This is a genomic window from Geodermatophilus obscurus DSM 43160 (assembly GCF_000025345.1).
Classification (GTDB): domain Bacteria; phylum Actinomycetota; class Actinomycetes; order Mycobacteriales; family Geodermatophilaceae; genus Geodermatophilus; species Geodermatophilus obscurus.
The window spans coordinates 2958901-2970623 of record NC_013757.1; the positions used below are offsets into that span (position 1 = coordinate 2958901).

Genomic DNA, 11723 nt, shown 5'->3' on the forward strand with positions numbered 1-11723 from the left:
GTCACGCTTCTCCTCGGGTCAACAGGTGGCCCCGCGGTCGGTCACCGGCCGGCTCTGCGCCGCCTGTCTCGAGGCCGCGCAGCCAGGTGCTGCGGACGACTCCGTCCAGCCACCGGCCCGCGTACGGGGTGATCGGATTGCGGTGGAAGAGGGCGGCGGGGTCGACGACGAAGCCGTCGTCCGGCGCGAAGACGCAGAAGTCGGCGTCGTGGCCGGGCTCGATGCGGCCCTTGCGCTGCAGCCCGGCGAGCTGCGCCGGCCGCTCGGCCATCCAGCGCGTGACGTCGACGAGGGAGAAGCCGCGCTGCCGCGCCTCGGTCCAGACGTCGGAGAGACCGATCTGCAGGGAGGAGATGCCTCCCCAGGCCTCGGCGAAGTCACCGAGGTCGAGGCGCTTGAGCTCGGGGGTGCACGGCGAGTGGTCGGAGACGATGCAGTCGATCGTCCCGTCGGCGAGCCCCTGCCACAGCCGATCGCGGTTGGCCGCCTCCCGGATCGGCGGGCAGCACTTGAACTGCGTCGCCCCTGCCGGGATCTCCTCGGCCGCGAACGTCAGGTAGTGCGGACAGGTCTCGGCGGTGATCCGGACGCCCTCGCGACGAGCTCCGGCGATGAGCGGGAGGGCGTCGCTGCTGGAGAGGTGCAGGATGTGCGCCCGCGCGCCCGTGGCCCGTGCTGCGTCGATGACCCGGCGGATGGCGCGGTCCTCTGCCTCCCGTGGCCGTGAGGACAGGAAGTCGCGGTAGTCGCCGCTGTGCACGTTGGGGGCCTGCTCGATCGCGTCGCCGTCCTCGGCATGGACGATGAGCAGCCCGTCGACGGTCCGCAGCACCCGCAGGTAGTCCTCGAGGTCCTCGGGACGCAGCGGGGGGAACTCCTCGACCCCCGAGTGCACCAGGAAGCACTTGAAGCCGAACACGCCCGCCGCGTGGAGCGCGGTCAGCTCCCCCAGGTTCCCGGGGACGGCGCCGCCCCAGAAGCCGACGTCGACGAAGCACTGGCCCTGGGCGCTCCTGCGCTTGACGTCCAGAGCGGCCGCGTCGACCGTCGGCGGGATGCTGTTGAGCGGCATGTCGAGGATCGTGGTGACGCCGCCGGCGGCAGCCGCCCGCGTGGCCGAGGCGAAGCCCTCCCACTCGGTGCGGCCCGGTTCGTTCACGTGCACGTGTGCGTCGACGAGGCCGGGGAGGACGACGACGTCGTCGCCGAACTCGACGACCCGCCGTCCGTCCAGGTCCGACTCCGGCGGGGCCACGGCGGCGATGCGGCCGTCGGTCACGCCGACACAGCCGGCCTCCTCGCGCCCGCTCGTCACCAGACGGCGAGCGCGCAGGACCGTGTCGTACTGGGCCACGACGCCTCCTGCTGCGTAGAAGTGGACGGCCGGAGGTCGCTCGCGTGGCCGGCGACGAGGGCGGCGGCCCGGAGGCGCCGGGCCGTCCCACAGGTCTGCCGGGCGGGTCGGGTCGACCGGTCCGTTGGCGCAGGACGCTAGGAGCGCGGCTGCGACCGGGTCAACACGCGGCCCACGGATATACCAAATACTGTCCGGGCCCTCGAGAAATGGGTTCCGGAGTTCCTGAGTCGGTCATCCGATGTGTCTTCCCGGAACTCCGGACCGGTACGAGCCCACCGCTTGACCGCCCCTGTCAGCGGGCCTTACGTTCCCGGGCAGCGAATCCCCGCACGGATTCACCCTCCCTGCGAGTCCACTCGTGACACCATTCCGATTCTCCCGGATCGGCGGTGCGCTCGCATTCGAACCGATCAACCCCACGGAAGACGTGATGGTCGCCAGCAATCTCCGGTACGAGGTCAACTGCTCCATCCTGTTCACCGAGCTGCCCCTGCTGGAGCGCCCGGCGGCCGCCAAGGAGGCCGGTTTCGACGCCGTCGAGCTCTGGTGGCCCTTCCCGGTCGCCGTCCCCGCCGACGCCGACGTCGACGCCTTCGTCGGGGCCATCCGGGACGCCGGTGTGCAGCTGGTCGGGCTGAACTTCTCCGCCGGAGACATGCCCGCGGGCGACCGAGGACTGGCGTCCTGGCCCGCGCGCTCACAGGAGTTCCGGGACAACGTCGACGTCACCGTCGGGATCGGCGAGCAACTCGGCTGCCGTGCCTTCAACGCGCTCTACGGCAACCGGGTCGACGACGCCGGGCCGGAGGAGCAGGACGCGCTGGCGGTGGAGACCCTGGCCCTCGCCGGCCGGGCTGCGAACCGAATCGGTGGCACGGTGCTGGTCGAGCCGGTCAGCGGCGCCCCCCGGTACCCCCTGCGCACCGCTGCCGACGCCATCGGGGTGATCGACCGCGTTGCCGGGGAGACCGGGGTGACCAACCTGGGGTTCCTCTGCGACCTGTACCACCTGGCGGTCAACGGCGACGACCTCGATCGGGTCCTCCGGACCTACGGCCGGCGGGTCGCGCACGTGCAGATCGCCGACGCCCCCGGCCGGAACGAGCCCGGCACCGGCGAGCTCGACCTGGACCGGTACCTCGGCGAGCTGGCGGCCGCCGGTTACGACGGCTGGATCGGGCTGGAGTACAAGCCCAGCGGCGCCTCGGCCGACAGCTTCGGCTGGCTGCACCGCTCCGCCGCCTGAAGAGGACCTCCCTGCCTCCCGCCACGGGGAGGCAGGGCCGGCCCCGTCCCGGGACCCACCCTGAGCCTGCGAAGGGTGGGGAGCACGGGGTCCTCCCACCGGCACGAAGGAGGAGTTCCCTATGACGACGGTCGCCTTCATCGGCCTCGGCATCATGGTGGGCCGATGGCCGGCAACCTGGTCGAGGCCGGCTTCGACGTCATCGGTCACAACCGCAGCCCCGAGCCGATCCAGCGGCTCGTCGAGCAGGGCGGGCGCGGAGCCGGGAGCCTCGCCGAGGCGGTGCGGGACGCCGACGTCGTCGTCACCAGGGTCCCCGACTCGCCGGACGTCGAGGCGGTCACCATCGGCGAGGACGGGTTCTCCGGGCTGGTCGAGCCGGGGACGCTGCACGTCGACATGAGCTCCATCCGCCCGGACGTGGCGAGGCGAGTCGCCGAGGCGGGCCGTGACCGCGGGGGGCGCGTCCTCAACGCCCCGGTGAGCGGTGGTCAGCAGGGCGCGATCGACGGCACCCTCTCGATCATGGACGGCGGCAGCCCGGAGGACTTCGCCGACGGCCGGCCGGTCCTCGAGGCGGTCGGCGAGACGGTGGTGCACGTCGGCCCGGCCGGCTCCGGCCGGACGGTCAAGGCGGCCAACCAACTCATCGTCGCCGGCACCATCGAGCTGGTCGCCGAGGCGATCGTCTTCCTGGAGGCCCACGGCGTCGACACCGAGGCCGCGGTCGAGGTCCTCGCCGGCGGGCTGGCCGGGACGCGATCCTCGACCGCACGCCCGCGGCGATGCTGCGCCGCGACTTCCAGCCCGGCTTCCGCATCGAGCTGCACCACAAGGACCTGCTCGGGGCGACGCTGCGACCGGGCACCGACCTCGTCCTCGACCTCGTCGACTTCCGCACTGCGCTGCCCGGTGCGGGCCTGGTGGTCACCGGCGAGGGCTCGCTGGACGAACAGACCCTGCACGGCAAGGCACCCGCCGGCGTCGCTGCGGCCGCCCGCGGGGCGGACGTGCCGGTGGTCGCGGTCGCCGGCCGCTCCCTGCTGATGCTCGACGACCTGGCGCCCATCGGGATCCGCGCCGCGTACGCGCTGACCGACATCGACCGCGACCCGGCCCGCTGCATGAGCGAGGCCGGCCTCCTGCTGGAGCAGCTGGCCGAGCGGCTCGCCGCCGACTGGGTCTCCGACGACGACGACAACGACAGAGGAGCGACCGCATGACAGCACCAGCTCGGCCTCAGGGAAGCGTCACCGTCCCCCTCTTCCTCAACGGCGAGGGCATGCGCGGGGGTCGGGTGCACCCCAGCATCGCGCACTACACCTTCCTCGGTGAGGTGCGGACTGCTCCGCGCTACCGCTTCTACGCCTGCGAGGGGGGTTTCCCGGCCCTGTGGCCGGTCACCGAGGGCGGGGTCTCCGTGCCCGGGGAGCTGTACGCCCTCCCCCTGGAGGCTGTCCGCGACGAGTTCATGCCGGTGGAGCCACCGGAGCTCGAACTGGCGGTGATCGAGCTCGCCGACGGGTCCGCGAGTCTGGCCGTCCAGCTCCGCCCCGAGGTGCATGCCGGGGGCCACGGTCTCCTCGACATCTCCGACCGCGGCGGCTGGCGCGCCTACCGAGCGGGTCGAGCGCAGCACTGACGAACCGCGGAGGGCACACCACCTGCCACGAACGCCGGCAGAGCCATGTGGCAGGTGGTCACCACGTTCCGACCGCACACCATGCAGGTGGCGGTCCTCCAGGAGCTGCGGCGTCGCATCCACGACGGGGAGCTGCGACCGGGGACCGTCATCCGCGTCGATGCCGTGGCAGGGGCACTGGGGGTCAGCCGGATGCCGGTCCGCGAGGCGCGCATGATCCTCGAGGGGGAAGGCCTGGTGACGCACCGGCCGCACGTGGGCTTCACCGTCCCCAGCCTCACCGCCGAGGAGCTCGAGGAGATCTACTTCATCCGCGCGTTGCTCGAGGACGAGGCCCTGCGTCGGGCACTGGAGAACACCACGGACGCCGACCGTGCCGCAGCTCGAGAAGCGTGCCGAGCAGCCGAGGAGGCCCTCCACCACGGACAGGTCAACGCCTTCAGCGACAACGGCCGTCGTTTCCACGAGGCTCTCCTCGTCCCCTGCCACATGCCGCGACTGCTCCGCCAGCTCGCCGGCGCCCAGCTCGGCACGTGTCCCCCGACGGACACGCCCACCGGCCGGCCCTGACAGCAGCGGCGGCTCGGCGCGACCCCGTCACACGTCCGGTGGAGCCGCGACCGACGGGGTCGGAGCGCCCGGGCGTCGCGAGGAGCCGTCCTGACATCGGCCGGTGACCTCGGTGCCCGACGACCGACCCCGACCTCGACCGGGCACGCGGGCCCGGAGGGACGGCGTCCCCGTGACCGCGTTGCCACGGCGGACGCCCTCCCACCGACCGTGGAGACCTGTTGCTCGCTCGCACTGCGATCCCGCTGGACGAGTCCACGTCGCACCCACCTGGAGGCCGTACCCGCCGCGGCCTCGACTGCGAGCGCTGCCCGAGTGCGCCGGTACGGCGACGTCAGGACCGAACCCTCCGCCCCTGGGACGAACACGGCATGGGTGCGCCCAGGCGTCGGAGCAGCCGTGGTGGCGGTCGGCCACGAGCGTTGTGAGGGAGCCTCGGAGCAGTCGGGGGATCCGGTCCACGAGGCGGACGCTCTCGGCCCCCATCCGGAGCGGCCCGCTGGGATCCTCGGGAGTCGCCAACGGACAGGAGACCGACATGAGCAGCGGTTTCACCTTCCCCAAGCCGGAGTTCGACATCGAGTCGACCGTCGAGCGTGCGATGGCGCTGATCAACCGCACCCTCCAACCCTCCCTCGAGGAGGCCCAGCAGGTCGTCGACAAGGTCCGTGCGGGCAGGCCCCTGGTCGCACCGGGAGAGCTGGTCGGCCAGGTGACGCGCGGAAACCGGATCAGGGCGGCGCGAGCGGTCTCCTACTCCCTGCCCTCGATCCTCCCGGGCTACGGAACGGCGATCTCGGCTGCCGCCCTCCCGGTCGCGTTGCGGGAGGTCCTCAAGGAGGCGGTCAGCGCGGTGATCAAGGTGGGACTGCTCTACGACAGGGACCTCACCGACCCCGAGCTGACCCGCACCGCCGTCCTGCTGGTCCTCACCGACGGCGCGGTCGAGCTGGACAAGACCGGGCGGATCCGCCCCGACGCGATCCTGGGACCCCACGCGCGGCTGCTGGAGCAGGCCGGTGCCTACGACGCTCTGGCGGCCCTGACGGCGCAGGAGCGGCAGGAGATCGCCGCGTCGCAGTCGGAGATGCTGCGGGCGTGGGCGCTGGCGGTCGGACCGCCGCTCCTGGCCGGGCTGCTGCCCTTCGGCCTGGGTCCCATGGCCGCCGCGAACTACGTGCAACACGTCCTCAAGGGCACGGTCACGGCCGCCGCGAGGGTCTTCGGGCCCGCCACGCCCGCGCCGGTGACCGTCGAAGAACTCCCCCCACGTGAGGTCCAGCAGGACCATCCCCGACCCTGAGGCCGCACGTCAGCCGGCGCCGGCTGCGCCGGTCCCGGGCCACGGCCCTGCTCCGGGACCGGCGGACGTACTGGGTGCACCACTCCATCCCGCTGTTCAGCGACCTGGCCGATGGTCGCCGCTGACGCCCGGCTGCGGCCGGCCCGCCGGCCGGCGGCCTACGCGATGAGCGCCACCGCCATGACCATCGGCAGCGAGACGACCGAAGCGACGGAGGTGACCATCGTCAAGGTCTTGAACGTCCCCTGGGTCGACAGTCCCAGCAGCGACTTGTACATCCAGAAGAAGTTGCTGTTGACCTGGAGCGCGAACATGGCGCCCGACGCGATGGCCAGGCCGATGACGATCGGCGCGACGTTGATCGACCCGAGCACCGGGCCGATGATCCCGGCGGCTGCGATGGCCGCCACCGACACCGACCCGATCGCCAGGTGCAGCACCGCCGCGATGAGCCAGGCGAGCAGGATGCTGAGGATGACCGGCGCCCCTGCATCGGCGGTGAAGAGGCCGGCCAGGATCGCGTCGAGCCCGGTCTCCCCGATGACGGCACCCAGGGACCCGCCTATGCCGGTGATGAGGAGGATCGCGCCGGTGGTGTGGAAGCCCTCGCTCATCGCCGTATCCGTGCCCTCCGAGCCCAGGGTGCGCCGGCACAGCACGTAGGCGCCGATCAGGCCGACGAACAGCGCGAAGTTGGCGTCGCCGAGGAAGGCGATGAAGTCGTTGGAGAACCCCAGCAGCTCGGCGAAGGCGCCGAACGCGATCAGCACCAGCGGCACCAGGATCGGTAGCAGAGAGACGAGCAGCGGGGGTGCCGCGCTGTCGTCCTTGACGAGCTCGGTGGTCTCCTGCTCGACCATGGCCTCGTCGACGTGTTCGTCCCTGGCTGAGTTCCAGAAGCGGCTGCGCAGGAGCAACCGGAAGGCCACCGTCGTCACGATCGCGGTCAGTGGCCCCAGCACGAAGCCGTAGATCAGCCAGGTGCCGAGTGGGATCTCCAGCAGTCCCGCGATGGAGATCGCGGCCAGTCCCGGGATCACGAAGACGTAGCCGGCGAAGATCCCGGTGCCGAGCGCACCGGACATGAGGGGCAAGCCGGTCCGGCCGATGAACGGCGCGGTCGAACGCGCCACCGGAGAAGCCAGCACGACCTGCACGTCCACGTAGATCGAGGGGAAGATCGTCGACATCGCCGCCGTCAACGCGTACGGGAGCCGGTGCGCGCCGACCCGGTCGACGAGCATCGTCACCATCTTCCGGAAGGCGCCGATCGCATGGAGCATCGCCCCGATGAGCACGCCGAAGCCGATGAGCAGGCCGACCTCGGCCATGATCTCGCCGAAGCCGGTGGCGATCGCCGTCAGCGTCCCGGTGAAGCCGACACCGGTCGCGAGGCCGAGATACAGCGACCCGATGATCAGCGAGATCACCGGGTCGACCTTGGCCTTGATGATGAGCAGCACGATGACGGCGATGGATATCGCGGTGTGAAGCACGACCATGACCTGCTCCTCCCGGTACGGGGAGTGGCGAGGTCAGCGCGCCGTCGCCACGTCGACTCCACACCTTGGCACCGATCGGGCGCCGCGGGCGGTCTGGCGCAGGTCGATGCGGTCGCCGGCCGGCCCGGTTGCCACCTCCGCGGTGTGGCTGCCCGTGCCGAACAGCCTCGCCCCCGCGGGTTCGAGCTGTCGCCGACGTCCCGAGAGACCACGTGCCCAGGCCGGCGGACCGTGGACCTACGACCCCTCGACCCCCAGGTCACGCACCCGCGGTTCGCCGACCCGCGGGGCTGTTCCGTCTCCACGGGTCAGGTGGCTGGGACGTCCGCCGTCGTCCGCCCGGTACAGCCTCGCTCGGCCTGCGTTGCCACATCGGTTGCTGTGGTCCTTCCCCGCACTGGCGCGCGTCCGAGCTGACACGACCCGAGTCAGGGACGTGGAGCGACGCAGGTCCAGCCCGGTGTCCCCTGATCGACCGCGTCCCCGGACCGGCTACCCACCCGACACCTCGGACGGCAGGCTCCCGTCATCCACGCGCGCGATGCCGGACGCTCGGTGCGCTGGACGCATCGACGAATCGCTGGTCTCTCTCCGAGGAACGACTCACGAGGTCGACGGGGGAACCGAAGACGGTTCCTCAGCGAGGCGAGCACGGGCGAGTTCCACTCACCAGTCAGGAGATCGGACGATGAGGATCGCAGAGATCCACGTCTACCGGCACGACCTGCCGGTCCTCGACGGCCCCTACGAGTTGGCCCTCGCAGAAGTCCGGTCCGTGTCCACGACGCTCGTCGAGCTGGTGGCCGACACCGGGCACGTCGGCTGGGGCGAGACGTGCCCGGTCGGGCCCACCTATGCCGAGTCCCACGCCGCCGGGGCCGTGGCGGCACTGAGCGAGATGGCGCCGGGACTGAGGGGCGCCGAGGTGCTGCCGATCCCGCTGCACCGGCGCATGGATGGCTTGCTCAACGGCCACAACTACGCCAAGGCCGCCGTCGACATCGCCGCCCACGACCTCCTGGGCAAGCACCTCGGCGTCAGCGTGTCCGACCTCCTCGGCGGCGCAGTGACGGATCGGGTGCCGTCCTACTACTCCACCGGTGTCGGCCCGCCGGACGAGACCGCACGCCTGGCAGCGGAGAAACGCGCCGAGGGATACCCGCGCCTGCAGGTCAAGGTCGGTGGGCGGCCGGTCGAGGAGGACATCGAGACCATCCGCAAGGTCTGGGAGGCCATTCGCGGGTCGGGGATGCGTCTGGCGGTCGATGGCAACCGCAGCCTGACCACGCGCGATGCGCTGCGGCTCAGTCGGGAGTGCCCGGACATCCCCTTCATCATGGAGCAGCCCTGCAACACCATCGAGGACCTGCAGAAGATCCGCTCGCAGGTCAGTCACGGCATCTACATGGACGAGAACAGCACCAGCCTGAACACGGCGATCACCGCCGCGGGCACGGGACTGGTGGATGGCTTCGGCATGAAGGTCACCCGGATCGGTGGGCTGCACCCCATGCGCGCATTCCGCGACGTCTGCGCCGCACGGAACCTGCCGCACACCTGCGACGACTCCTGGGGCGGAGACATCATCGCCGCCGCCTGCACCCACATCGGCGCGACGGTGGCACCTGAGCTCCTCGAAGGCGTCTGGCTGGCGGCCCCCTACATCGAGGGGCACTACGACCCGGTGAACGGGATCCGCGCCGAAGGGGGCTACATCGAGCGACCGCAAGGCCCCGGCCTGGGCGTCACGCCCGATGCGGGCCTCTTCGGCGCTCCGGTGGCATCCTGCTGATCGCAGCGCCGGAGCGGCTCGGTGGCCGGCGCCCGGAAACCGGAGCCGCCGATCACGCGCCGCCCGCCGGCCCGACTGTCGACCGGGGCGACACGACGACGCTGGCTGCACCCCGCCGCACGACGCACGCGCGGACGCGTCGCCTCCCGCGCTCGCGGTCGCCGACGTGCTCCCGGCCTGCATCGACGGGTGGGTGACGGAGAAGGGTCAGATCGCGCTGCACAGGCGGAAGGCGTCGAGCACGGCCGCGTGGATGTTGCGGCTGCTCACCGCGTCGCCCACGCGGTAGATGCGGAACCGGCCGTCCTCGTTGTGGGTCGGCGACTGGGGCGACAGGGCCAGGAGCTCCGTGGTGTCGATCTCGCCCCAGTTGATCGACGCGTCCACGAGTGCGTCGTAGAGATCGGTCACGGGCAGCGTTCCGTGCTCGATCACGATGGTGTCGACGTACCGCTCGATCGACCGTCGAGCACCGTCCACGGCGAACGTCGCCTTGAGTCGTCCGTCCGAGCGTTCGACGCGGACCAGGCGATGAGCCGGCGTCAGCGTCACGTCGTGCTCGGCGAGCATCTGCAGGTAGCCGGCCATCGTCAGCGCACCGACGTCCGGCGAGATGGTGCGCTCCGGGGTGACCAGTTCGACCGAGGCCGCGGCGGGCGCGACCATCTCGATGGCGTCGAGCGCCTGGTGCCCTCCGTGGTCGTCGTAGACGAGCACGTCGCCGGTGGGCCTGAGCGCTCCCGACATGACGTCCCACGAGTCGACCGCGAGGTGGCTGCCCTCGGCGACCTCGACGTCGGGCAGCCCACCGGTCGCGACGACGATGACGCGGAAGTCCCCGTCGACGAGCTCGCCCGGCTCCACGAAGTGGTTGAGCTCGAGGTCGACACCGAGCCGCTTGCACTCCTCGATCCGCCAGTCGACGATCCCGATCAGGTCACGTCGCCGCGGGGACTTCGCCGCGAGGGCGATCTGGCCGCCCAGGCTCGGGTTCGCCTCGAAGAGGACGACCTCGTGCCCTCGTTCGGCGAGGGTCCGAGCGGCTTCCAGTCCCGCGGGTCCACCGCCGACGACGGCGACCTTCTCTCGCTCGGCCGCCCGGCGGACCGTGTGCGGGAGGCGCAGTTCCCGGCCGGTCGACGGGTTGTGGGCGCACATGGCCGACCCGGAGCTGTAGATGCCGTCGATGCACATGTTGGCGCCGACGCAGGGGCGGATCCGGTCCGTCTGCCGGGCGGCGACCTTGTTCGGGAGGTGAGGGTCCGCGATCAACGCCCGGGTCATCCCGACCAGGTCCACGAGGCCCCCCGTGACGGCGTACCGCGCAGTCGCCACATCACCGATCTTGGCGGCGTGCATGACCGGCACGTCGACGTTCTCCTTGACCCAGCCGGTGAACGCCAGGTGCGGCGCCGCCGGCGTGCCCATCGGCGGGATCACCTGCGCCAGCTCGGCGTCGGTGTCGATGAACCCCTTGATCACGCTGAAGAAGTCGATGCCCGCACCGGTCAGCTCGCGCGCGATCCGCAGGGCCTCGTCGGCCTGGAGGCCGTCGCTGCGGCCCTCGTCGAAGGTCATGCGCACGCCGACGACGAACTCCTCCCCGACGGCGGCGCGGATGGCACTGACGACCTGGAGCGGGAAGCGCATGCGGTTCTCGAACGACCCTCCGTACTCGTCCTCGCGGCGATTCCGGGCCGGGGTCCAGAAGGCGTCCAGCAGGTGCCCGTAGGCCATGAGCTCGATGCCGTCCAGTCCCCCGTCCTTGCACCGCACGGCCGCGTCGGCGAAGTTCCGGACGATGCGGTCGAGATCCCGTCGGTCCGCCGGCCGCGTGAACGCCCGGTGCGAGGACTCCCGGAGGGCGCTGACCGACAGTGCCGGTAGCCAGTCGTGGGTGTAGTTGCTGGTCCGGTGGCCGAGGTGGGTCAGCTGGGTCATGACCGCGGTGCCGTGTTCGTGGACCTCGTCCGCGAGACGACGCAGCAGCGGGACCGCTTCGTCCTTGAACAGCTGCAGGTTGCCGAACGCCGGTGCGCTCTCCGGGCTGACGATGGCGCTCCCGCCGATCATCGTGAGTCCGACCCCGCCCCTCGCCTTCTCGACGTGATAGGCCCGGTACCGGTCACCGGGGAGCCCGTCCTCGCTGTACGCGGGTTCGTGGGACGTGCTGACGATCCGGTTGCGCAACGTGACGTTCTTGAGCGTGAAGGGGCTCAGCAGCGGGTCTGCGGACTGCACGGGTGCCTCCAGGAGCAGCGGCGGCCGACGGCGTCTTCCAGGCCAGCGGGCCCCGGGCCGTCGGGGGGAA

General features: G+C 71.5%; 9 protein-coding genes and 1 pseudogene. 7 read left to right on the forward strand and 3 right to left on the reverse strand.

Annotation, left to right across the window (positions count from 1 at the left end; genetic code table 11):
* Position 1: 1 nt before the first annotated feature.
* A complete protein-coding gene (allB, locus tag GOBS_RS13895; RefSeq protein WP_012948903.1) occupies positions 2 to 1354 on the reverse strand; it encodes an allantoinase AllB in 1353 nt (450 codons plus the stop codon).
* Positions 1355 to 1787: 433 nt separating this feature from the next.
* On the opposite strand from allB, the gene GOBS_RS13900 reads away from it, so the two are divergent.
* The 6 genes and pseudogenes from GOBS_RS13900 (at position 1788) to GOBS_RS13920 (ending at position 6118) form a co-directional block, all read left to right on the forward strand.
* Complete coding sequence (locus GOBS_RS13900; protein ID WP_012948904.1) at positions 1788 to 2603, forward strand: hydroxypyruvate isomerase family protein; 816 nt, start codon at positions 1788 to 1790, stop codon at positions 2601 to 2603.
* A 165-nt stretch (positions 2604 to 2768) separates the two neighbouring features.
* Positions 2769 to 3377 (forward strand): annotated as a pseudogene (locus GOBS_RS28860) (NAD(P)-dependent oxidoreductase); the annotation flags it as partial.
* Positions 3378 to 3388: 11 nt separating this feature from the next.
* Positions 3389 to 3826, forward strand: coding sequence for a glycerate kinase (locus GOBS_RS28865; protein ID WP_166487394.1), 438 nt, complete (start codon positions 3389 to 3391; stop codon positions 3824 to 3826).
* A complete protein-coding gene (locus GOBS_RS13910; protein WP_012948905.1) occupies positions 3823 to 4245 on the forward strand; it encodes an allophanate hydrolase-related protein in 423 nt (140 codons plus the stop codon). Before GOBS_RS28865 ends, GOBS_RS13910 begins: the two co-directional genes overlap by 4 nt.
* 54 nt (positions 4246 to 4299) lie before the next feature.
* Complete coding sequence (locus GOBS_RS13915) at positions 4300 to 4815, forward strand: GntR family transcriptional regulator (RefSeq protein WP_166487395.1); 516 nt, start codon at positions 4300 to 4302, stop codon at positions 4813 to 4815.
* Positions 4816 to 5353: 538 nt separating this feature from the next.
* Positions 5354 to 6118: a hypothetical protein gene (locus GOBS_RS13920; protein ID WP_012948907.1), complete on the forward strand. Its 765-nt coding sequence runs from the start codon at positions 5354 to 5356 to the stop codon at positions 6116 to 6118.
* A gap of 158 nt (positions 6119 to 6276) precedes the next feature.
* On the opposite strand, the gene GOBS_RS13925 is transcribed toward GOBS_RS13920, so the two are convergent.
* Complete coding sequence (locus GOBS_RS13925; protein ID WP_012948908.1) at positions 6277 to 7620, reverse strand: GntP family permease; 1344 nt, start codon at positions 7618 to 7620, stop codon at positions 6277 to 6279.
* A gap of 688 nt (positions 7621 to 8308) precedes the next feature.
* Between GOBS_RS13925 and GOBS_RS13930 the strand changes: the two genes are divergently transcribed.
* Complete coding sequence (locus GOBS_RS13930; protein ID WP_012948909.1) at positions 8309 to 9412, forward strand: mandelate racemase/muconate lactonizing enzyme family protein; 1104 nt, start codon at positions 8309 to 8311, stop codon at positions 9410 to 9412.
* A gap of 207 nt (positions 9413 to 9619) precedes the next feature.
* Here the strand turns inward: GOBS_RS13930 and GOBS_RS13935 are convergent, their stop codons facing one another.
* On the reverse strand, positions 9620 to 11653 hold the full coding sequence (locus GOBS_RS13935; RefSeq protein ID WP_012948910.1) for an FAD-dependent oxidoreductase: 2034 nt from the start codon (positions 11651 to 11653) through the stop codon (positions 9620 to 9622).
* Positions 11654 to 11723: the final 70 nt, after the last annotated feature.